The following is a 23,237-nucleotide window of genomic DNA, read 5'->3' as shown; positions in this document are numbered from 1 at the left end:
GTTGTAGATAAGACTGACAAAGTCAGTGACCATATCTACGGTAAGGCGATGCTGACGTGGTTTGAAGAGATTTTCGAAGAGTATTAGTCAATCTTATGCTGCTTTTTCCAAGATTGGATGGCCCATTTATGGCTACCACGTTTGAGATTTTCAATAGCCTCGTCGATAGGGAACCAGGCAATATGATTAAAGTCTTCTAGTGGTTTTTGAACTTCCTTGAAAGAAGTCGCTTCATAGAGGTAGGCAGGATTGTAGTAGTAGGTATCGCGGTGACGAGAGTAGAAATATTCGTCAGCTTGTCCGTAATAGACACCAATTTCAGCTGTGAATCCAAGCTCTTCAATCAATTCACGTTTTAGGGCTTCCTGATGATTTTCCCCTGCTTCAATTTCGCCACCTGGTAAGAACCAAGCGCCATTAGGCGCTTGAACAAGAACAATTTGTTTTTGTTCAGCGTCTGGAATAACCGCATATACACCGTAACGTGAAACATAGTCTGTATTCGCTTTTTTTTCTCCGAAAGTTGGGTTTGCCATTGCATTTTCCTCATTATCTAGTATCGTTATTATTATCATAATGGACAAAGGGCAAGCTGTCAAGAAATTACAGTTATTTTAGTAAAAAAGAAGCAGAAAAATTTCATTTTCTACTCCTTTTCTATAGGATTTATTTATCTTTTTCAGAACTTTTAACTTCAGCTTTTTTGGCAGATTTAATCTGAATGTTTCCCTTGTTAGTCATAACTGCCTTGAGATCTTTTTCGCTTGGATTTTCAAGGTAGTAGTCAGTGATTGCGTCCTCAATATAGTCTTGAATAGTCCGACGAAGTGGGCGTGCTCCCATTTTTGGATCATAACCTAGATCAACCAATTTTTCCTTGACCTTGTCAGTTACATCTAAATGAATGTTGTTGCTAGAAAGGCGCTTGTTAACGTCTGCTAGCATAAGCTCGATAATCTGAAGGAGGTTATCTTTGCTAAGAGCCTTAAATTCGATAATACCATCAAAACGGTTCATAAATTCTGGGCTAAAGAAGTTACCGAGTTCACCGAGAACAGAGTTGGTACGTCCTTCTCTAGCAGCCCCAAATCCAACGCTGGCTTCTGCCTTACCTGTACCTGCATTTGAGGTCATGATGATGATGGCGTCCTTGAAGCTAACGGTGCGTCCTTGCCCATCTGTCAAACGACCATCGTCCAAGACTTGAAGGAACATGTGCATAACATCTGGATGGGCTTTCTCTACTTCGTCTAAGAGAATAAGAGAATATGGATTGCGGCGAACTTTTTCAGTTAATTGACCAGCCTCATCATAGCCAACATAACCTGGAGGGGCGCCGACCAACTTAGCCACACTATGTTTCTCCATGTATTCACTCATATCAAAGCGAATCATGCTATCAGCAGAACCAAAGAGTTCGATAGCTAGTTGTTTGGAAAGTTCCGTCTTACCGACACCAGTTGGTCCGACAAAGAGGAAGCTTCCGATTGGACGGTTAGGAGTACCAAGTCCAACCCGATTACGGCGAATAGCCTTGGCAATCTTATCGACTGCATCATCTTGTCCAATAACATGAGACTTGAGGTCTTCGGCTAGATGGATGAGTTGAGATTGTTCTTTCTCTTTCAAATCCCCAACAGGGATGTTTGTTTTCTGTTCGATAATATGCTCAATGGTTTTCTCACTGATGATAGGAGTATCCTGGTCCGTAACCTTTTTCTTTTGCATTTCCTTATATTTAGCAATCTGGTCACGGAAGTAGGCGGCCTTCTCAAAATCTTCCTCTCGTGTAGCTTGAGATTTGAGATTTTCAGCCTCAATCAAGCGTTGATCAATCACTTTAGGATCGACAAAATTCAAGGTCAAGTTCATCTTAGAACCAGCTTCATCTAGGAGGTCAATGGCCTTGTCAGGTAAGAAGCGATCTTGGATATAGCGATTGGAAAGAGTTGCAGCTGCTTCAATTGCAGCATCGGTATATTGAACGTGGTGGTAGTCTTCGTATTTCTTTTGAATCCCTTTGAGAATAGTGATTGTTTCGTCCACCGTTGGTTCATCGACTTTAACAGGCTGCATACGACGCTCTAAGGCAGCATCCTTTTCAATGATACGGTATTCATTGAGGGTAGTAGCACCGACCAGTTGCAGTTCCCCACGAGCAAGGGCTGGCTTGAGGATATTTCCTGCGTCCATATTACCATCACTCGCAGAACCTGCACCAACAATTTCATGGATTTCATCGATAAAGAGGATAATATCCTCACGTTTGCGAATTTCTTCCATGAGTTTTTGCATGCGTTCTTCAAATTGTCCTCGGATACCCGTTCCTTGGACCAGGCTAACCACATCCAGACGGATGACTTGTTTACCTTGGAGTTTATGTGGAACATCGCCATCAACGATTTTCTGAGCTAGACCTTCGACAACGGCTGTTTTTCCGACACCTGGTTCACCGATAAGAACAGGATTATTCTTGGTTCTACGATTGAGAATTTCGATGACACGGATAATCTCATCGTCGCGCCCGATAACGGGGTCAATGTCTCCACGACGGGCAATCTCAGTTACGTTGATACCAAATTCTTCTAGCAGGCCTTTTTCTTGGCTTGGTGGTGGAGTTTGAGCAGAACCACGATTTTGGGAACCATAACCGCCGTTTCCACCATAACCTCCACCTGATTGGGTTGGGGGAATAGGAGGAGTATTGCTAGAAGGTCTGAAATTGTTTAGGTCATTGAAGAAATCACCAAAGGGATCAAAGTCACGATTGTTCAGATCCGTCATACCTTTAAAGAGGCTATTGTTAGGATCTGTTTTGATAATCTTGTAGCAGTTTTGACAGAGGTCAATTTGTTTTTGTTTTCCATTGAGATTGGTGTAAAGATGAATTGTTGAGTCGTTAATTTTACAGTTTTGACAAAGCATACATCTACCTCATTTCTTTCTTTAGCCTGACCTGTTTAATGGTCAAAAATAGTCAAATTTCTATACTCTCATTATAACAGGATTGGGGTGTAAAGCAAGTAAAAAGATTGTAGCTTTGAGAAGTTGTTATAATGAAAATTTTTGTGAATTTGGACTAAAAAAATCCTATTTGTGAGACAAAAAGGATTTTGGTTAGACATGCAGGGTGTAATCCCAGCTTGTTTTGTATTAGTAAAGGAGTTCGTAAATCTCCATTGCAATCAAGTCAATGCTATCAAACGTATACGTTTCGCGAGCTTCTACATCACGAAGGGTAAAGATTGAGCCGTTTTCTTCGTCGTGGCTGTACGCAACTTCTGCAACAACAACTCCTTCGCGTTCAAAATTACGTTTTAAATTTCCGCCATCGTTTGCCATTGCTTCAAGGCGGTTGATGATTCTAACCAAATGTGATTCCATTTTGATTCTCCTTCATTTCTTATCGTTACTATTTTACCATAAAGGAGGCCAACTTGCCTAGAAAAAACTAAGATTTCTCGCTAATTCTGCTAGTTTAAAGATTTTTAAATAAATTGGATAAAAGATTTGAATTTTAATTCAAAACATGTTATAATCATACAGTACTCTATTTTAGAAAGCAGTGTGACTATGAATTTTTCTTTTTTACCTAAGTATTTACCTTATTTTAACTATGGGGCTGTTGTGACGGTTCTCATTTCTATCTGTGTTGTCTTTTTGGGAACTATTTTGGGTGTTGTCTTGGCTTTTGGGCAACGTTCAAAATTTAAACCGCTTGTTTGGCTTGCCAACTTGTACGTTTGGATTTTCCGTGGGACGCCAATGATGGTTCAGATTATGATTGCCTTTGCTCTTATGCATATCAATGCCCCGACTATTCAGGTTGGAATTTTGGGTGTTGACCTTTCTCGTCTGATTCCAGGGATTTTGATTATCTCTATGAACAGTGGTGCTTATGTTTCTGAGACTGTTCGTGCTGGAATCAATGCGGTTCCAAAAGGTCAGCTAGAGGCGGCTTATTCTTTAGGGATTCGTCCTAAAAATGCGATGCGCTATGTGATTTTGCCACAAGCAATCAAAAATATTTTGCCAGCATTGGGGAACGAATTTATCACCATTATCAAGGACAGCTCCCTCTTATCAGCTATTGGGGTTATGGAGTTGTGGAACGGTGCTACAACAGTTTCTACAACAACCTATCTACCTTTAACACCACTTTTATTTGCAGCCTTTTATTACTTGATTATGACTTCTATTTTGACAGTAGCCTTGAAAGCTTTTGAAAAACGTATGGGACAAGGAGATAAGAAATAATGACGGAAACCTTGATAAAAATTGAAAATTTACATAAATCCTTTGGAAAGAATGAAGTATTGAAGGGCATCAACCTCGAGATTAAAAGAGGAGAAGTTGTCGTTATCATCGGTCCTTCGGGGAGCGGAAAATCTACCTTGCTTCGCTCTATGAATTTGTTGGAAGAAGCAACCAAGGGGAAGGTTATCTTTGAGGGAGTTGATATTACGGACAAGAAGAATGACCTCTTTGCCATGCGTGAGAAGATGGGGATGGTTTTCCAACAATTTAACCTCTTTCCTAATATGACTGTGATGGAAAATATCACCTTGTCACCTATCAAGACCAAAGGTGAGAGCAAGGCAGTTGCTGAGAAGAGAGCCCAAGAGCTTTTGGAAAAAGTTGGTTTACCAGATAAGGCAGACGCTTATCCACAGAGTTTGTCAGGTGGCCAGCAACAACGGATTGCCATCGCGCGTGGGTTGGCCATGGAACCTGATGTTTTGCTCTTTGATGAGCCGACTTCAGCCTTGGACCCTGAGATGGTTGGAGAAGTTCTAGCTGTTATGCAAGACCTTGCCAAGTCAGGAATGACCATGGTTATCGTAACACATGAGATGGGATTTGCCCGTGAGGTGGCAGATCGTGTTATCTTTATGGCAGACGGTGTGGTTGTTGAAGATGGGACACCTGAGCAGATTTTTGAACAAACCCAAGAACAACGGACTAAAGATTTCTTGAGTAAGGTTTTATAATCTATTTTAAAATTTCAAGACAAGATTAGTGAAAAGCTCAGCCGAGCTTTTTCTTATAGTTTGAAACTATAAGGTTGCCTAGGAAAGAAGTGTTAGAGGGTACTAGCAGTTTTTGGTATAATGGAAGATATTTGAAAGAAAAGAGAAGTGATATGACACAGATTATTGATGGGAAAGCTTTAGCGGCCAAATTGCAGGGGCAGTTGGCTGAAAAGACTGCAAAATTAAAGGAAGAAACAGGTCTAGTACCTGGTTTGGTAGTGATTTTGGTTGGGGACAATCCTGCCAGCCAAGTCTATGTTCGCAACAAGGAGAGGTCTGCCCTTGCGGCTGGTTTCCGTAGTGAAGTAGTGCGAGTTCCAGAAACCATTACCCAAGCGGAATTGTTAGACTTGATTGCCCAATACAATCAAGATCCAGCTTGGCATGGGATTTTGGTTCAGTTACCTTTACCCAAACATATCGATGAAGAAGCGGTTTTGTTGGCTATTGATCCTGAAAAGGACGTAGATGGTTTCCATCCGTTAAACATGGGGCGTCTTTGGTCTGGTCATCCAGTCATGATTCCTTCAACACCTGCAGGAATTATGGAAATGTTTCATGAATACGGGATTGACTTGGAAGGTAAAAATGCGGTCGTCATCGGTCGTTCCAATATCGTCGGAAAACCGATGGCTCAGCTTCTTTTGGCCAAAAATGCGACAGTAACCTTGACTCATTCACGGACTCATAATCTTGCCAAGGTGGCTGCTAAAGCGGATATTCTTGTAGTAGCAATCGGCCGTGCAAAATTTGTGACTGCTGACTTTGTCAAACCTGGAGCAGTTGTTATTGACGTTGGGATGAACCGAGATGAAAATGGTAAGCTTTGTGGGGATGTGGATTATGAGGCAGTTGCACCACTTGCTAGCCATATCACGCCAGTCCCTGGAGGTGTCGGTCCTATGACCATTACCATGCTGATGGAGCAAACCTATCAGGCAGCACTTCGGACATTGGATAGAAAATAATAGAAACATTCGCTGAAGAGAGTGTATTCTCTATAGCTATATCTAAAATGACAGAAATGAATATTAAATTTTAGATATAAGATTACAAAAGGAGGTCTGCGCCTCCTTTTTGTTGTATAATGGAGTGAGGTGATTAGATGATTTTAAAAATTTATAATAGGGAATATAGTTTACAATGGGATGGAATATACTACTTAGCACTAATTGATTATCCAAATATTCAAGAATGGGAATTAGAAAAAATTGCTAAATTTATAGCTTACGAAAAACTTCATAAACGTCAAACAAGTATTGAGTGTGCTGATTCTTGTTTAAAAAAAGAGATTTTAGATTACATCTTTCAGCATCCCTTTCTGCCACCATTTACCCCTACAGATAAAAGAGTAGCCTCGACTTATGATCTACATAAGAGGTTAGTGACTTCAGACTACTGTAGTCATACTACGACTATAGATGCAGCGATTTCTATCTTTAAAACAGGTCAGCTCTTATCTGCTGTGAAAGCCTTTGGGCGAGATGCTGAGGAGTTGGTTTTGGATAGTCGAAATGCTGCATCGGATCCGATAGATTATTTTGACTATGTCATGTTAGGGTGGTCAAATACAAGTTCTGGTTATCGATTGGCGATGGAGCGTTTATTAGGTCGAGCTCCTTCAGAGAAAGAATTACAAGACAAGTTTATTCCTGGAGTAAGTTTTCATTTTATCTATACAGATTTGATTAAAGTTCCTGGTTATATTTTTGATGGTTACCATGCTGTAAAAATTAAGGACATGCTTAATTTATTAAGTGAGTTGTATATTTGCATTATTCCAACTCATAATAAGAGCCAATTTGAAAATATTATTCCAACCAAAATACAAGATAGGGTGTATTATCTTGACTATGCTGGAGAAGACTTAGAAGAGTGGACTAAGAAAGTCTATCAAGTTGTTTTAAAACAATCAGATAAAGGATAGTTGAGGAAAAAACGATGAAAGTGATTGATCAAGCCTTACTAGAAAAAGTCATTATTGAACGTTCTCGCACAAGTCATAAAGGAGACTATGGCCGTCTGCTATTGCTTGGTGGGACTTATCCTTATGGTGGTGCTATCATCATGGCTGCTCTGGCAGCTGTTAAAAGTGGAGCTGGTTTAGTGACTGTTGGAACAGATAGGGAAAATATCCCAGCTTTGCACAGTCATTTACCTGAGGCTATGGCCTTTTCTCTTCAAGACCAGCAATTTTTAAAAGAGCAATTGGAGAAGGCAGAAGTTGTCTTGATGGGGCCTGGTTTACGAGACGATGCTTTTGGAGAAGAACTAGTCAAACAGGTCTTTGCTAATTTAAGCCAAAATCAGATTTTGATTGTAGATGGAGGGGCCTTAACCATTCTTGCTAGAACAAGTTTGTCGTTTCCATCTAACCAGCTTATCCTAACTCCCCACCAAAAAGAATGGGAAAAGCTGTCTGGAATTACGATTAAAAGGCAAAAGGAAGATGCAACGGCTAGTGTTCTGACTTCCTTCCCTCAAGGAACAATTTTGGTGGAGAAAGGTCCAACTACTCGTATTTGGCAAGTTGACCAGTCTGATTATTACCAGTTACAGGTTGGCGGTCCCTATCAGGCGACTGGGGGAATGGGAGATACGCTTGCTGGGATGATTGCAGGATTTGCAGGCCAGTTTAAGCAAGCTAGTCTTTACGAACGTGTGGCAGTAGCGACCCATCTTCATTCAGCCATAGCCCAAGAACTAGCTCAAGAAGATTATGTGGTTTTGCCAACGGAGATTAGTAATTGTCTTCCTAAAGTAATGAAAATTATTTGTCAAAAAGAGAGGGTAAGCAAAGATAAACTTGTTTAAAATAGATAGATAAACCTACTTCCTTCTCTTAATTTATGATTCTTGAAATGCGCCTGCTTTAATGCTAAACTAGACGTATCAAAGATAAGGTCTTGTTTTTGGAACTGGAAAGAGATGAACAAATCAAATACATAAAAGATAAACTCATTTTTATTCATTTAGTAAAAAGAAAATGCATATTTTTAAAGAAAGATTGATGAAAAATGTAAATTTGATCTTTTTACTTGAATAAAAAGCGGTTTCATAGTAAAATAAGAACTGAGAATGATGGAGGTAAATCGGTGGAAAATCTGAAGAAAATGGCAGGTATCAAGGCTGCTGAGTTCGTGAGCGATGGAATGGTCGTTGGACTTGGAACAGGCTCGACTGCCTATTATTTTGTCGAAGAAATCGGTCGTCGTATCAAGGAAGAAGGATTGCAGATTATAGCTGTAACGACTTCTAGTGTGACCACTAAACAGGCAGAAGGCCTTAATATCCCACTCAAATCTATTGACCAAGTAGACTTTGTCGATGTGACAGTTGATGGCGCAGATGAAGTGGATAGTCAGTTTAATGGAATCAAAGGTGGTGGTGGTGCCCTTCTCATGGAAAAGGTGGTCGCAACACCATCAAAAGAATATATTTGGGTGGTGGATGAAAGCAAGATGGTCGAAAAACTAGGCGCTTTTAAATTGCCAGTAGAAGTGGTTCAGTATGGTGCAGAGCAGGTCTTTCGTCATTTTGAACGAGCTGGCTACAAACCAAGTTTCCGTGAAAAAGATGGCCAGCGTTTTGTGACGGATATGCAGAATTTTATCATCGATCTTGCCTTGGATGTCATTGAAAATCCAATTGCTTTCGGACAAGAATTGGACCATGTTGTTGGTGTCGTAGAGCACGGTTTATTCAACCAAATGGTGGATAAGGTCATCGTTGCTGGACGAGATGGGGTTCAGATTTTAACCTCAAGAAAAGAAAAATAGAAGGGGGCATAAGATGTCTAAATTTAATCGTATTCATTTGGTGGTACTGGATTCTGTAGGAATCGGTGCTGCACCAGATGCTAATAACTTTGTCAATGCAGGGGTTCCAGATGGAGCTTCTGACACACTGGGACACATTTCAAAAACAGTTGGTTTGAATGTCCCAAACATGGCTAAAATCGGTCTTGGAAATATTCCTCGTGAAACTCCTCTTAAGACTGTAGCAGCAGAAAGCAATCCAACTGGATATGCAACAAAATTAGAAGAAGTATCCCTTGGTAAGGATACTATGACTGGACACTGGGAAATCATGGGACTAAACATTACGGAGCCTTTCGATACTTTCTGGAACGGATTCCCAGAAGAAATCCTGACAAAAATCGAAGAATTCTCAGGACGCAAGGTTATTCGTGAAGCTAACAAACCTTACTCAGGAACAGCTGTTATCGATGATTTTGGACCACGTCAGATGGAAACTGGAGAGTTGATTATCTATACTTCAGCTGACCCTGTTTTGCAAATTGCTGCTCACGAAGACATCATTCCTTTGGATGAATTGTACCGTATCTGTGAATACGCTCGTTCGATTACCCTTGAGCGCCCTGCCCTTCTAGGTCGTATCATTGCTCGCCCTTATGTAGGTGAACCAGGTAACTTCACTCGTACGGCAAACCGTCGTGACTTGGCTGTATCTCCATTTGCCCCAACTGTTTTGGATAAATTGAATGAGGCTGGTATCGATACTTATGCTGTGGGTAAAATCAATGATATCTTTAACGGTGCTGGTATTAACCATGACATGGGCCACAACAAGTCAAATAGTCATGGAATTGATACACTATTGAAGACCATGGGTCTTGCTGAGTTTGAAAAAGGGTTCTCATTCACAAACTTGGTTGACTTTGATGCCCTTTATGGCCACCGCCGCAATGCTCATGGTTACCGTGATTGCTTGCATGAGTTTGATGAACGCTTACCTGAAATTATCGCAGCCATGCGAGAGAACGACCTTCTCTTGATTACTGCGGACCACGGGAACGACCCAACTTACGCAGGAACAGACCACACTCGCGAATATATCCCACTTTTGGCTTACAGTCCTGCTTTTAAAGGAAATGGTGTCATTCCAGTAGGACATTTTGCAGATATTTCAGCAACAGTTGCGGATAACTTTGGTGTTGAAACTGCCATGATTGGGGAAAGTTTCTTAGATAAATTGGTATAAGATGACGCGCTATGCTTTGCTGGTTAGAGGCATCAATGTTGGTGGTAAGAATAAGGTCATCATGGCGGAGCTTCGTCAAGAATTGACAGACTTGGGGCTGGAAAAGGTTGAAACCTACATCAACAGTGGCAACATTTTCTTTACTTCGACAGAACCAAAAGCTCGATTGGTTGAAAAATTAGAGACTTTCTTTGCAGTCCATTATCCATTTATTCATAGTTTTTCCCTACTGAGTCAAGAAGACTATGAAGCAGAAGTGGAGAATCTACCAGCTTGGTGGAACGAAGACTTGGCACGAAAAGATGTCCTCTTCTACACGGAGGGTTTGGATGTGGACCAAGTCATCGAGAAAGTAGACAGTTTAAAACTGGAAGATGAGGTGCTTCATTTTGGTAAACTTGGGATTTTCTGGGGAAAATTCTCTGAAGAATCCTACTCTAAGACTGCCTATCACAAGTACTTGCTCAAGATGCCTTTCTATCGCAATATTACCATTCGCAATGCAAAAACCTTTGACAAAATCGGTCAAATGCTAAAAACTAAAAAAGGAGACACACAATGACATTTTTAGACAAAATCAATGAAACAGCTGCTTTCCTGAAAGACAAGGGAATTCAAGCACCTGAGTTCGGTCTAATCCTTGGGTCAGGTCTTGGAGAATTGGCAGAAGAAATCGAAAATCCAGTTGTAGTAGACTATGCTGAGATTCCAAACTGGGGCCGTTCAACAGTAGTTGGTCACGCTGGGAAATTGGTATATGGTGAGCTGGCAGGTCGCAAGGTCTTGGCTCTTCAAGGTCGCTTCCATTTCTACGAAGGGAATCCTCTGGAAGTGGTGACTTTCCCAGTACGTGTCATGAAAGTTCTTGGATGTGAAGGTGTCATTGTAACCAATGCAGCTGGTGGTATTGGATATGGCCCTGGTACTTTGATGGCTATCTCAGACCATATCAATATGACGGGGCAAAATCCATTGATGGGTGAAAACTTGGATGACTTTGGTCCTCGTTTCCCAGATATGTCTAAGGCCTACACACCAGAATACCGTGCTACTGCCCATGAAGTGGCTAAAAAACTTGGTATCAAGCTTGATGAAGGTGTCTATATCGGTGTAACTGGTCCAACTTATGAAACACCAGCAGAAATTCGCGCCTATAAGACACTGGGAGCAGATGCAGTTGGCATGTCTACGGTTCCTGAAGTGATCGTGGCAGCCCACTCAGGCTTGAAAGTTCTGGGAATTTCATGTATTACTAACTTTGCCGCTGGTTTCCAAGAAGAACTCAACCACGAAGAAGTTGTGGAAGTAACCGAACGTGTCAAAGGTGATTTCAAAGGCTTGCTTAAAGCGATTCTTGCAGAATTGTAAGAAAAAAGATTTAAAAGGGGGAATGCCTCTTTCCTTTCATGGTTGACTATTCGGAACAAAGAAGAAACATAGGTAGACTATGGGTTTCTTCTTACTCTTGTAACTGAAAGAGTCTGATAGTTAGCATTGTGAAAGACAAGATTCTAGGATACTAGCATTAGCTTCCTAGCCAAGCAGACTAGGATGATAAGAAGAGATAAGAATGAATTTATACTCAATGAAAATCAAAGAGCAAACTAGGGGCTGTACTTGAGTACGGTAAGGCGACGCTGACGTGGTTTGAAGAGATTTTCGAAGAGTATTACTTTCTGAATTTCTCAGTCTTGTCCTAGATAGGGGACAAGGAGATTTCGCTTGAGTCTGCTTACAAATAAACGAAAAGAAAGATAAGAAATAATGAAAATTGGTCAACGAATTATGCGCTTTGGCATAAAAAAATTAAGTATCGGAGTTGTATCTGTTGCAGTCGGCTTTGCATTTCTAGCTCCAGCTGGAATTTCAGCCAATGAACTAAAACAAGATGTAACATCTGAAGTGGCAACAAGAGTGCTAGATTCTAAGGAGGAATTGAGAGAACCGGAAAATGATGCTCCAAAACTAGAAACTCCTCTTAGAGAGGAATCAAGACTAGTTCCTCAACCTCTTCCGGAAGCAAGTGAAGTTCTTGAAAACAAAAAGGAAGAGTCAAAAGTAGAGATAACAGAGCCTGTTCAAGACTCACCTATTCTTGCTCCTGTAGAAGAAACTAAAGAAGAAGTTGTGACAGAAAAACCAACAAATACTCGTTCTCTAACCGCAGAAGATTTGGTGAAGATTTCCAAAGGGGAATTGCATTTAGAAAATGATTTGATCGATGAATCTCTCTATGGTGAAAAAGTTCTTGATTTGGAAGGGGATGATGACCAAGATGGCATCAAAAACAAAGATGAACTTTATGTTTACAACAAAGATGGTAAGGATTATCTAGGATATAACAGTCATCCCTTGCTAGCAGACAGTGATGGGGATGGTTTGGCAGATGGAGAAGATGACAATAAGAAAGAATGGTATGTCACAGACCGTGATTCTCTTCTCTTTATGGAGTTAGCCTATCGAGACGATGATTATATTGAGAAAATTTTAGATCATAAGAATCCTTTCCCGAGTCTCTATCTTGACCGTCAAGAATACAAACTCATGCACAATGAATTGGCTCCTTTCTGGAAAATGAAAAAAGCCTACCATACAGATAGTGGCTTGGATGCTTTCTTATTTGAGACTAAGAGCGACCTTCCTTATCTCAAAGATGGAACGGTGCACATGTTGGCTATTCGTGGAACGCGAGTTAATGACGCCAAAGACTTAAGTGCAGATTTGGTTTTATTAGGTGGAAATAAACCAGCTCAAGCGGATGATATCCGCAAGGTTGTTGGGGAATTAGCCAAGGATACAAGTATTACCAAGTTGTATATGACAGGTCATTCTCTTGGAGGCTACCTAGCTCAGATTGCAGCGGTTGAAGCTTACCAAAAATATCCTGATTTTTATAACCATGTATTGAGAAAAGTGACGACTTTCAGTGCTCCTAAAGTGATTACTTCCAGAACTGTTTGGAATGCTAAGAATGGTTTCTGGGATGTTGGTTTGGAAAGCCGTAAATTAGCTGTTAGTGGAAAAATTAAGCATTATGTGGTTGATAATGATAATGTTGTGACTCCCTTGATTCATAATGATCGTGATATTGTTACATTTACAGGTAATTCACGCTTTAAACACCGTTCTCGTGGCTATTTTGAAAGTCGAATGAATGATATTCCTAACTTTAATATTGGTAAACGAGCTACCTTAGACAAACATGGTTATCGTGATCCGAAATTGGATAAAGTGCGCTTCTTTAAGAAACAGGCTCTGCCTCAATCTTCTAGTCAACCAAGCGCTGAACCAATGGAAAATATTGCCTTAGGAAAACAGGTTACTCAAAGTTCGACAGCTTTCGGAGGAGATGCTAGAAGAGCTGTGGATGGCAAAGTTGATGGTAACTATGGTCACAATTCTGTCACTCATACCAACTTCCAATCTAAGCCTTGGTGGCAAGTAGATTTGGCTAAAGAAGAAACCATTCGCCAAATCAATATTTACAACCGAACAGACACTGCCCAGGATAGATTGGCAAACTTTGATGTCATTCTTTTAGATAGTTTTGGTAAAGAAATTGAGAGAAAACGCATAACATCACTTAAAGATGTGTCAGCACAAATTGCGATTAACCATAAAAAAGCGCGCTATGTTCGGATTGAGCTAGAAGGCTATAATGCCCTCAGTCTTGCAGAAGTCCAAGTATACCGTGCTGAGAATATCGCTTGGAAAAAACAAGCTAAGCAAAGTTCTACTGATTTTGGTGGAGATGCTAGTCGTGCCTTGGATGGCAATACCAATAGTAGTTATAGCCAGCAATCAATTACTCATACAAAATTTGAAAATCAACCTTGGTGGGAAGTTGATTTAGGTCGTACAGAACAGGTAGGACTGGTTCGCCTTCATAACCGTGGGGATGGAGAACTTTCTAAACGTCTGTCAGACTTTGATGTGATTTTATATGATGAAAAAGGGAAAGAAGTTGCTAGACAGTATGTTTCTAAACTTGACGGAACGAGCTTGGATGTTCAATTAAATGGGAAATTGGGACGCCGTGTTCGTGTGCAACTACGTAAGAACAATCAAGCCCTCAGTCTTGCAGAAGTAGAAGTTTTCCGCTTTATCGCTACGAATGGTGAGACGGCGACACAAATTTCTAAGCCAGTTCAACCAATCAGTCAGACTCCTGCAAAAGACAAAACATTAACAATTCAACATAGTGGAGCTTACATTGCCCGCTACTCTATAACTTGGGAAGAAGTTACAGTAGATAAAGATGGAAACCAAGTTGTTCGTAGTCGTTCTTGGGAAGGAAACGGTCGCAACCAGACTGCAGGTTTTGTCCTCAACCTCCCAATCAAAGAAAATATGAGAAATCTGCGAATTAAGATTGAGAAAAAGACAGGTCTACTATGGAATAGATGGCAAACAATCTATGAAAACAGACCAATTTTAGCTCAACCCCACCGTAAAATTACCCATTGGGGAACAACATTAAATTCTAAGATTTCTGATGACGATGTCTTGTAATCTGATGATACAATGACAGTTAGATGATTTAGTCTATAAGAGAAGAACTACCTGAGCTCGAATAGGACTCAGGTAGCTCTCTATGAAAGAACAAAAATAATACTCAATGAAANNGCAGGTTGCTCAAAGCACTGCTTTGAGGTTGTAGATATAACTGACGAAGTCAGCTCAAAACACTGTTTTGAGGTTGTGGATATAACTGACGAAGTCAGCTCAAAACACTGTTTTGAGGTTGTGGATATAACTGACGAAGTCAGTAACCATATATACGGCAAGGCGACGTTGACGTAGTTTGAAGAGATTTTCGAAGAGTATAAACAGAAAGGTAGAGCGCGTGTTCTAATTTGAACACGATCGGAAATTCGTACCTATAAGATGCTTGGAACAGATGTGGTCGGAATGTCAACTGCTCCTGAAGTTATTGTTGTAGCCTATCAGGTTTGAAACTTCTAGGAATTTTATGTATTACTAACTATACTACTGGTTTCAAAGAAGAGATTAACCACGAAGAGGTTATAGAAGTGACTGAGTGTGTTAAAGGTGATTTTAAAGGCTTACTTAAAGCCGTTTTTGCTGAATTATTACTATGTTAAAAGAATTGAGGAGTATTTTTCAGAAAATTCCTTATAATCTTAAATTATTCCTAGCAGTCATTTTGCAAGGAATAGTTTCAGGTTTATCTGGTATTTTTCTACATTATCTTTTAAAGATAATAGAGGAGATAGCTTTTGGTCAATCAGAGCATCAAACTGTATTCTTGACAGATGGAGTTTCCTCATCGCGGATAGGATTAAGTTTAATAATCGTGGGTGTCAGCTCATCCTTGGTCTGGTATTTCTTGCAAAAAAAATCACAGATTTTTTCCATTAAAGCGCAGATGAAGGATGAGACTTCACAATACAAGCTTCATTTTTTAAAACAGCTATTTCATTCAATTTGGCAAATTATTGCAGTTGGAGGGGGAGCACCTATTGGCAAAGAAGCTGCGCCACGAGAGATTGGGACTCTATTTGCAGGACCAATTGGAAAAATATGTTCTCTCTCTAAGAAGGATCAAATCTTTCTCCTTGCTTGTGGTGCTGGTGCTGGTTTAGCAGCTGTCTACCAGGTTCCATTAACAAGTGTCTTCTTTGTTTTTGAAACTCTAGGAATTGCTCTATCTATTAAACGATTTGTCTTAGTCGGTTTGACTACCTATGTCTCAACCTATATAGCAGGCTTGGTTATTTCAGATCATGCTCTCTACCAGATTCCAGCCATTGCATGGTCATTAAAGGAAGCGTGGATTATTCCCTTATTACTTTTTTTCTTAACCCCACTAGCTTGGCTTTTTGGTCGCTTGAGTAAAGAAGTGTCTTCAAACAGGATAAAAGATAAACGAGTACTTCTCACATTGCCTACAGCTTTTCTTTTTCTTGCTGGGTTGGCAAGTTATTTTCCACATCTACTTGGAAATGGACGTATGATGGCTCAGGAAGTATTGAATGGTAGCAATGGCAAAACAGTATTCTTCTTGTTTATCCTAAAAGCACTGGTCGTTCTTATTACTCTGTGGGCAGGGGCCTATGGTGGTACACTTACGCCATCTTTTGCCTTGGGGATGGCTGGAGCTGCTCTCTTGGGCATGATTCTAGGTTTGGACAGTCAGCTAACTGTTTTACTTATGGGGTCTGTTTGCTTTTTATCTGTGACCTTGAGGGCGCCCATTTCTGCAACCGGATTAGTAATAGGTTTCACTGGGCTAGCTTTGGATTCTCTTCCGTATCTCTTAGTAACAGCTATTTTAGCCTATGAATTTGCAAAAATATTAGATCGTTTTTCTTGGGCTAACATACTGTGTCAGAAGTCAAAGAATAGAGTAATAAGATAGAGAATGACCGTTTCTTCTAATCAAAGATTTATCTTAAAAGATTAAAAACTATTGTCAATTTATCAATAACTGTTTCAAATAAAAAAGAAGTAGGCTTATCGGAGTCACGATTGAATCCGATTTTTCCTAGCTATGAAATATAAAAAAAGAAAGGTAGAGCGCGTGTTCTAATTTGAACACGAGCGGAAAACTTTTCTAAAAACTCAGAAGAGAAGAGGAGTTCGGGTTTGAATTGAAGCCGTTCTAATCTTCTCAATATCATCAAAATTAAGAAAGAAAGGTAGAGCGTGTGTTCTGATTTGAACACGAGCGGAAAACTTTTCATAACAATAAAAGAAAGGATGGGTTAACTGTATTCATTGAACTGAATACGGGCGGAGAACTGTGTAAAAAAGATAAACTGTCTAGCATCTGAGATGCGTCGTCAGTTTTCTATTTTTACTTTGTTCTCTGTCGCCCTTTATATCTTAACTATGTCTATCCATATTGCTGCTCAGCAGGGTGAAATTGCTGATAAAATTCTTCTTCCTGGGGATCCTCTTCGTGCTAAATTTATTGCGGAGAATTTCCTTGAAGATGCTGTTTGCTTTAACGAAGTGCGTAACATGTTTGGATACACAGGTACTTACAAGGGTCACCGTGTATCTGTTATGGGAACAGGGATGGGTATGCCCTCAATCTCTATCTATGCTCGTGAATTGATTGTCGATTACGGTGTGAAAAAATTGATCCGTGTCGGTACAGCCGGTTCTTTGAATGAGGATGTTCACGTTCGTGAGTTGGTCTTGGCACAAGCAGCTGCTACCAATTCAAATATCATCCGCAACGATTGGCCTCAATACGATTTCCCACAAATCGCTAGCTTTGATTTGCTTGATAAGGCCTACCATATCGCTAAAGAACTCGGTATGACCACCCACGTTGGGAACGTTTTGTCTTCTGATGTCTTTTATTCAAACTACTTTGAAAAGAACATTGAGCTTGGTAAATGGGGAGTCAAGGCTGTGGAAATGGAAGCAGCAGCTCTTTACTATTTGGCGGCCCAGCACCATGTTGATGCTCTTGCTATCATGACTATTTCTGATAGTTTGGTTAACCCAGACGAAGACACAACTGCAGAAGAACGCCAAAATACCTTCACCGATATGATGAAGGTTGGTTTAGAAACTTTGATTGCAGAATAAAAGAGAACACAAAAGGAAGACTTTCTTTATGAATTGGAGGACTTCCTTTTCTTATCTAGAAATTGATCTAGCTCTCTCTGATTTCGAAGAATAGTGACTTTATGTGAATATTCTTGGCAAAGTTTTTGGTAATTTTCTTTTTGAGTTTTTGTTCGCCCCTCCCAGAGAATCCATCGTACAAACTCCCAGTCAAAGCGTTCAGGGCATCCCTTAGCCATACTTTCTCTGACTTTTCCCCGGTATTTAAGATAACGCTTAAAGGCCCGAAAGAGACAGGTAAATGGTGAAAAATTGAGAAAGATGATTTGGTCAGCTTCCTGCATTCTTTCCTCATAGAAACACCAAGAATAATTACCATCGATGACCCAAGCTTCATGCTTGGTAAGAAAATTTTTCATCTCGGTTAACATCCATTCGCGATCACTGTCTTGCCAACCAGGTTGAAATTGGAGTGTGTCCATGTGAAGTTTTGGGATGGAGTGGTAGTGAGACAACTTTTCAGCTAGAGTTGACTTACCTGCACCAGAATATCCGATAATTGCGATTTTCATTTTCTACCTTTCCTATTTGAGGACAAAAAAACAGCCTCTATGGACTGTTTCTTATTTAGCAAGTTTAGCTGAAAGACGAGCTTTATCGCGGCTTGCTTTGTTTTTGTGAATCAAACCTTTAGTTTCTGCTTTATCGATAGCTGAGCTAGCAGCACGGAAAAGTTCTTCAGATGGGTTTGCTTCGAAAGCTTTGATAGCAGTACGCATAGCTGATTTTTGAGCTGAGTTCTTTTCGTTTTGTTTAACGTTCAATTCAGCGCGTTTGATAGCTGATTTAATGTTTGCCAATGTTCTTACCTCCATATTTACTAACTATACCATTATATCTGAAAACTTACGTTTTGACAAGGGAAAATTACTTTTTTAAGTAAATTTCATCGATTTCATGGTTCTTACTTTTATGTAGAATCACTTCCGCACGATTTCTAGTTGGTTCAATATAATTTTGTAGATTTGTGAGATTGATACTGGTCCAGACCTGATGGGCAAAGGACTCCACTTCCCCAATCGGCATTTGAGTAAAACGATAATAGTAGCTATCAGGGTCGTTTTGGGCTAGGCTCAGCATCTTCAAGAAACGGTCCAGATACCAACTCTCAATATCATCCACTCCAGCATCTACATAGATGGAAAAGTCAAAGAAGTCAGTGATATAGAGACGATCGTTTTGTGGATTTTGAAAGACATTGATTCCTTCAACAATTACAAAATCAGCAGCTTTGACACTTTGCTTTTCCTCAGGTACGATGTCGTAGACTTCATGAGAATAGACAGGAATATCCACATCTTGTCCATTTTTGATGCAGTCCAAGAAGTTGAGAAGAGCTTCCATATCATAGCTTTCAGGAAATCCCTTACGATTTAAAATCCCTTGTTCAATCAAGGTCTGGTTGGGATAGAGAAAGCCGTCAGTTGTTACCAACTCAACCGTAGCATCTGTCAGTGTACGGGACAGTAGGATTTGAAGTAGGCGACTGGTTGTTGATTTTCCAACGGCAACACTCCCAGAAACCCCAATAATAAAAGGTTGAGATTTACTTTCACGTTGGAGGAAAATTCCTTTTGAAAAGGCCAAATCTTCCTTAGTTCGCTTGTAAATCTGAATCAGATGAGCCAAGGGGAGATAGATATCTGTAACGTCTTGAAGACTGATTTGGTCATTAAAACTCTTGATAGATTCCAATTCTTCTTCTGTCAAAGGAGGTGTTGTCTTTCGATGTAAAGATTGCCAAGTCTGGCGGCTGATTTTTTCAAAATGTAAAAATTCGTTGGTCATTTGTTTTCCCCTAGATATTTTGTCTATCATACCATAAAAAGTTAAAAAAATAAAGCGGTTTCTTGAATGTGGTAAGTCAATAGTATACAATATAAGTAGATAGAGGATGAACAATTTATTGATGAAGTAGGAGCTGCTTTCTACTGACTTATCAGCTATAAAGGGGGCTTTGGGGTTTATAACTTATAGGAGGTGTACTATGAAAATCTTGAAACGTTACCTATTGGAACTCTGTTTTATTTTAAGTTTTGCCTTACCTTTTATAAAAGGAGTCAATGCGGATAATGGTAGACGCTTTGTGGAAATCTATTACGGTTTTACTTTTTTGATGGAACATGCTATTGTAACAGCTATCTTTATCTGTTCGCTCTTGATTGCTTGGCTACTAAAAAAACGGTGGACGAAATGGCTCGCTGCTGGTAGTTATTGCTTTTTAGTCTTATGGATTGCGACAGAGGGTTATTTCTTCCGCATGTCGCTAGAAGATTTGATACGACTTTGGACAAGTTTGGAAATCCTGACACAAACTTATCAGTTGGGCTTTTATCTAAATATTTTGTTGGGAATTTTGTTGATAATTAAGTATCTGAAGGTTAAGCAATAGTAATAAAAATGCGCTTGATTATAGACAATAAATTTGTTGTTTTATCATGGCAATGATAACTGTAGTCCTAGATGAAATACAATTTGCTTATAAAAGTTGAAAGAGATTGAAGGGGAGTTATTGTAACGCAACTTCCTTCAATCTTTTTGTTTTATTCTGGATATGTAAACGATTTACAATTTAACTCAAATTATGGTAAAATAGTTTCATGAGTAAAATGTATTATGCAGAAAATCCTGACGCTGCTCACGACATTCATGAGTTGAGAGTAGAATTGTTGGGAGAAAAAATGACCTTTCTGACGGATGCAGGTGTTTTTAGCAAGAAGATGGTTGACTTCGGAAGTCAACTCTTGCTCAAGTGTCTGGAGGTCAACCAAGGAGAAACTGTTCTTGATGTAGGCTGTGGTTACGGACCTTTGGGCTTGTCTTTATCTAAGGCTTATGGAGTACAGTCGACCATGGTCGATATCAATAATCGTGCCTTGGATTTGGCGCGACAAAATGCTGAACGAAATAAAGTAGAAGCGACGATTTTCCAGTCCAACATCTATGAACAAGTTGGAGGGAAATTTGACCATGTTATTTCAAATCCCCCTATCCGTGCGGGCAAGCAAGTCGTTCATGAAATCATTGAGAAAAGTAAAGATTTCTTGGAAACTGGTGGGGATTTGACAATCGTTATCCAGAAAAAACAAGGGGCCCCAAGTGCCAAGTCCAAGATGGAAGAGGTGTTTGGCAATTGTGAAATCCTTAAAAAAGACAAGGGATATTATATCCTTAGAAGTGTGAAAGAATGAGAGCAGTTGATTTAATCCAAAAAAAACGAGACGGTCAAGAATTGACTTCAAGTGAAATTGAATGGCTGATAGAAGGCTATGTATCAGGAACTGTTCCTGATTATCAAATGTCTGCCTTTGCTATGGCTGTTTACTTTAAAGGAATGACGACTCGAGAAATATCTGATTTGACCATGAAAATGGTTCATACAGGTCAAGAGTTTGATTTATCCGCTATTGATGGGGTTAAGGTTGACAAGCATTCTACTGGGGGTGTTGGTGACAAGGTGACCTTGATTTTAGCTCCTCTTGTTGCTAGCTTCGGTGTACCTGTAGCAAAAATGAGTGGTCGTGGTCTCGGCCATACTGGTGGGACAATTGATAAATTGGAGTCCATTAAGGGCTATCAAGTCGAGCGCAGTCAAGAAGATTTCATTCGTCAGGTACAGGACATTGGTGTATCTGTCATTGGGCAATCAGACCAACTGGTTAAAGCTGACAAGCTTCTCTACGCTCTCCGTGATGTGACCGCAACTGTCGACACGATTCCTTTGATTGCGAGTTCGGTGATGAGCAAGAAAATTGCGGCAGGAGCGGATGCTATTTTGCTAGACGTGACTGTCGGTGAGGGTGCCTTCATGAAAACGGTTGATGAGGCGCGTGAGTTGGCTCAAACTATGGTGGAACTTGGTAAGGCTGTTGGACGGAAGACGGTAGCAGTGATTACGGATATGAGCCAGCCCTTGGGACGAGCGATTGGAAATCGTCTGGAAATCCTTGAAGCATTGGAGATTTTACAAGGGCAAGGCCGTCAGGATATTACCCACTTTATCTGTGAATTGGCTCAAATTATGCTTGGCCTGGCAAATGTAAACAAGACAGTTGAAGAAGTTCGCCAACATCTTGAAAATGGTCAAGCGCTGGCTAAGTTTGAGGAAATGGTCCAAGCCCAAGGTGGAGACTTGGAAGACCTCTATCGCCCTGTCAATGTTGCCCATGTGGTGGAAATCCCTGCCCAGGAAACGGGTATTATCTCAGCTCTTCCAGCTATGGAATTTGGACTTTATGCTATGAGACTGGGGGCAGGCCGTGCAGTCAAGTCTGATGCCTTGGACTATGAAACAGGAATTGTTTTTGAAAAGAAAGTTGGAGATTCCGTTCAAAAGGGAGAAATTGTTGCAAAAGTATACACAAATGGAAAAATTTCTCCTCAGCTAGTTACAGATTTTCAAAAATATGTTAAAATAAATGATAGGGTGCAAAGTTTACGAGAAATTATAGAAATTATCTCATAAATCGTAGGAGAATCCGAATATGAAATTAAATAAATATATCGATCATACGCTTTTAAAACAAGATGCAACAGAAAATCAAATTGATTGTTTGTTGTCTGAGGCTAGGGAGTATGATTTTGCCAGTGTTTGCGTTAATCCGACCTGGGTTGAACATGCCAAAAAAGGGCTTGAAGACACAGATGTCAAGGTCTGCACAGTAGTAGGTTTCCCTTTGGGAGCAACAACTTCAACTGTGAAAGCTTTTGAGACAAAAGAAGCTATCCAAAATGGTGCAGACGAGATTGATATGGTGATCAATGTTGGGGCTCTCAAATCAGCTGATTTGGCCTTGGTAGAGTCAGATATTCGCGCAGTAGTGGAAGCAAGTGGTGACAAGTTAGTGAAAGTCATTATTGAAGCGTGCCTTCTGACAGACCAAGAAAAAGTTGTAGCCTGCCAATTAGCCCAAAAAGCTGGGGCTGACTTTGTCAAAACATCTACTGGCTTTTCAACTGGTGGTGCTACGATAGCAGATGTCAAATTGATGCGTGAAACAGTTGGACCTGATATGGGAGTCAAGGCTGCTGGTGGAGCTCGTTCTTATGCAGATGCTCTTGCCTTTGTTGAAGCAGGTGCGACCCGTATCGGAACGTCAGCTGGGGTAGCAATTCTAAAAGGAGAATTGGCTGATGGCGACTACTGAGTTGATTGAACTGGCAATTGAAACCAGCAAACATGCCTATGTCCCTTATTCTCACTTTCCTATCGGAGCAGTTTTAGTGGCAAAAGACGGAAGTGTTTACACGGGAGTGAATATTGAAAATGCTAGCTATCCTTTGACCAATTGCGGTGAGAGAACAGCCATTTTTAAGGCTATATCTGAAGGACAAAGAGAATTTTCAGAATTGATTGTCTATGGACAAACTGAAAAACCGATTTCACCATGTGGTGCTTGTCGCCAAGTAATGGTTGAATTTTTTGAACAAGATCTAAAAGTGACCTTAGTCGCAAAAGATAAATCGACGGTCGAGATGACGGTCGGGGAATTACTTCCATATTCTTTTACAGACTTAAATTAGTCTGAGTCGCTCTTTGAGTGGCACGGTCCTTGTGGCCAACCAATCCATACTTGCAACATCGTTGCACATCTT

General features: G+C 40.3%; 23 protein-coding genes and 1 pseudogene. 18 read left to right on the top strand and 6 right to left on the bottom strand.

The window, feature by feature from the left end; translation table 11 throughout:
• Positions 1–83 precede the first annotated feature (83 nt).
• From HT730_RS02375 to HT730_RS02365, 3 genes are all read right to left on the bottom strand, one after another.
• The gene (locus HT730_RS02375; RefSeq protein ID WP_173306691.1) at positions 84–536 is read right to left on the bottom strand and encodes an NUDIX hydrolase; all 453 of its coding nucleotides are present in this window, start codon (positions 534–536) and stop codon (positions 84–86) included.
• Between the two features lie 130 nt (positions 537–666).
• Positions 667–2,925 (bottom strand): ATP-dependent Clp protease ATP-binding subunit, encoded by a 2,259-nt coding sequence (locus HT730_RS02370; RefSeq protein ID WP_173306690.1) that lies wholly within the window; start codon positions 2,923–2,925, stop codon positions 667–669.
• 228 nt (positions 2,926–3,153) lie between these two features.
• Positions 3,154–3,384 carry a DUF1797 family protein gene (locus HT730_RS02365; RefSeq protein WP_000443574.1) on the bottom strand — a complete coding sequence of 77 codons (231 nt, stop codon included), beginning with the start codon at positions 3,382–3,384 and terminating at the stop codon, positions 3,154–3,156.
• Between the two features lie 189 nt (positions 3,385–3,573).
• Here HT730_RS02365 and HT730_RS02360 point away from each other — a divergent pair, with 189 nt between their 5' ends.
• From HT730_RS02360 to deoD, 13 genes and pseudogenes are all read left to right on the top strand, one after another.
• A complete protein-coding gene (locus tag HT730_RS02360) occupies positions 3,574–4,257 on the top strand; it encodes an amino acid ABC transporter permease (protein WP_001011642.1) in 684 nt (227 codons plus the stop codon).
• Entirely contained in the window at positions 4,257–4,991 is a 735-nt protein-coding gene (locus tag HT730_RS02355; protein ID WP_000140954.1) for an amino acid ABC transporter ATP-binding protein, read from the top strand. Before HT730_RS02360 ends, HT730_RS02355 begins: the two co-directional genes overlap by 1 nt.
• A gap of 152 nt (positions 4,992–5,143) precedes the next feature.
• Entirely contained in the window at positions 5,144–6,001 is an 858-nt protein-coding gene (locus HT730_RS02350; RefSeq protein ID WP_173306689.1) for a bifunctional methylenetetrahydrofolate dehydrogenase/methenyltetrahydrofolate cyclohydrolase, read from the top strand.
• A gap of 137 nt (positions 6,002–6,138) precedes the next feature.
• Positions 6,139–6,960: a phosphate ABC transporter ATPase gene (locus HT730_RS02345; protein WP_173306688.1), complete on the top strand. Its 822-nt coding sequence runs from the start codon at positions 6,139–6,141 to the stop codon at positions 6,958–6,960.
• Positions 6,961–6,974: 14 nt separating this feature from the next.
• Complete coding sequence (locus HT730_RS02340) at positions 6,975–7,847, top strand: NAD(P)H-hydrate dehydratase (protein WP_173306687.1); 873 nt, start codon at positions 6,975–6,977, stop codon at positions 7,845–7,847.
• Positions 7,848–8,128: 281 nt separating this feature from the next.
• On the top strand, positions 8,129–8,812 hold the full coding sequence (rpiA, locus tag HT730_RS02335; RefSeq protein ID WP_173306686.1) for a ribose-5-phosphate isomerase RpiA: 684 nt from the start codon (positions 8,129–8,131) through the stop codon (positions 8,810–8,812).
• 13 nt (positions 8,813–8,825) lie between these two features.
• Positions 8,826–10,037 (top strand): phosphopentomutase, encoded by a 1,212-nt coding sequence (locus tag HT730_RS02330; RefSeq protein ID WP_000033100.1) that lies wholly within the window; start codon positions 8,826–8,828, stop codon positions 10,035–10,037.
• Position 10,038: 1 nt separating this feature from the next.
• The gene (locus tag HT730_RS02325) at positions 10,039–10,599 is read left to right on the top strand and encodes a DUF1697 domain-containing protein (RefSeq protein ID WP_173306685.1); all 561 of its coding nucleotides are present in this window, start codon (positions 10,039–10,041) and stop codon (positions 10,597–10,599) included.
• Positions 10,596–11,405 carry a purine-nucleoside phosphorylase gene (locus HT730_RS02320; protein WP_049521715.1) on the top strand — a complete coding sequence of 270 codons (810 nt, stop codon included), beginning with the start codon at positions 10,596–10,598 and terminating at the stop codon, positions 11,403–11,405. The genes HT730_RS02325 and HT730_RS02320 overlap by 4 nt, the downstream gene beginning before the upstream one ends.
• Positions 11,406–11,801: 396 nt before the next feature.
• A complete protein-coding gene (locus HT730_RS10615; protein WP_173306684.1) occupies positions 11,802–14,549 on the top strand; it encodes a thiol-activated cytolysin C-terminal domain-containing protein in 2,748 nt (915 codons plus the stop codon).
• Between the two features lie 348 nt (positions 14,550–14,897).
• Positions 14,898–15,142, top strand: a pseudogene (locus HT730_RS02310) (purine-nucleoside phosphorylase); the annotation flags it as partial.
• Positions 15,136–16,419 carry a chloride channel protein gene (locus HT730_RS02305; protein WP_173306683.1) on the top strand — a complete coding sequence of 428 codons (1,284 nt, stop codon included), beginning with the start codon at positions 15,136–15,138 and terminating at the stop codon, positions 16,417–16,419. The pseudogene HT730_RS02310 and the gene HT730_RS02305, both read left to right, overlap by 7 nt.
• A gap of 473 nt (positions 16,420–16,892) precedes the next feature.
• On the top strand, positions 16,893–17,603 hold the full coding sequence (gene deoD, locus HT730_RS02300) for a purine-nucleoside phosphorylase (RefSeq protein WP_000022091.1): 711 nt from the start codon (positions 16,893–16,895) through the stop codon (positions 17,601–17,603).
• Between the two features lie 26 nt (positions 17,604–17,629).
• On the opposite strand, the gene HT730_RS02295 is transcribed toward deoD, so the two are convergent.
• The 3 genes from HT730_RS02295 to coaA all read right to left on the bottom strand — a co-directional run bounded on the left by HT730_RS02295 (position 17,630) and on the right by coaA (position 19,430).
• A complete protein-coding gene (locus tag HT730_RS02295) occupies positions 17,630–18,154 on the bottom strand; it encodes a DNA topology modulation protein (RefSeq protein ID WP_173306682.1) in 525 nt (174 codons plus the stop codon).
• Positions 18,155–18,205: 51 nt separating this feature from the next.
• Positions 18,206–18,442: a 30S ribosomal protein S20 gene (gene rpsT / locus HT730_RS02290; protein ID WP_001274000.1), complete on the bottom strand. Its 237-nt coding sequence runs from the start codon at positions 18,440–18,442 to the stop codon at positions 18,206–18,208.
• 67 nt (positions 18,443–18,509) lie between these two features.
• Positions 18,510–19,430 (bottom strand): type I pantothenate kinase, encoded by a 921-nt coding sequence (coaA, locus tag HT730_RS02285; protein ID WP_173213663.1) that lies wholly within the window; start codon positions 19,428–19,430, stop codon positions 18,510–18,512.
• 199 nt (positions 19,431–19,629) lie between these two features.
• On the opposite strand from coaA, the gene HT730_RS02280 reads away from it, so the two are divergent.
• From HT730_RS02280 to HT730_RS02260, 5 genes are all read left to right on the top strand, one after another.
• Positions 19,630–20,034, top strand: a complete 405-nt coding sequence (locus HT730_RS02280) for a hypothetical protein (RefSeq protein WP_173306681.1) — start codon at positions 19,630–19,632, stop codon at positions 20,032–20,034.
• 208 nt (positions 20,035–20,242) lie between these two features.
• Positions 20,243–20,833 (top strand): class I SAM-dependent methyltransferase, encoded by a 591-nt coding sequence (locus HT730_RS02275; protein WP_240151447.1) that lies wholly within the window; start codon positions 20,243–20,245, stop codon positions 20,831–20,833.
• Positions 20,830–22,107, top strand: coding sequence for a pyrimidine-nucleoside phosphorylase (locus tag HT730_RS02270; RefSeq protein WP_173306680.1), 1,278 nt, complete (start codon positions 20,830–20,832; stop codon positions 22,105–22,107). Before HT730_RS02275 ends, HT730_RS02270 begins: the two co-directional genes overlap by 4 nt.
• A gap of 19 nt (positions 22,108–22,126) precedes the next feature.
• Entirely contained in the window at positions 22,127–22,789 is a 663-nt protein-coding gene (deoC, locus tag HT730_RS02265) for a deoxyribose-phosphate aldolase (RefSeq protein WP_173306679.1), read from the top strand.
• On the top strand, positions 22,776–23,165 hold the full coding sequence (locus tag HT730_RS02260; RefSeq protein WP_000246088.1) for a cytidine deaminase: 390 nt from the start codon (positions 22,776–22,778) through the stop codon (positions 23,163–23,165). The genes deoC and HT730_RS02260 overlap by 14 nt, the downstream gene beginning before the upstream one ends.
• Positions 23,166–23,237: the final 72 nt, after the last annotated feature.

The sequence above is a fragment of the Streptococcus sp. k-628 genome (assembly GCF_013277475.1).
Classification (GTDB): domain Bacteria; phylum Bacillota; class Bacilli; order Lactobacillales; family Streptococcaceae; genus Streptococcus.
This window is presented reverse-complemented; position numbering and strand designations above follow the sequence as displayed.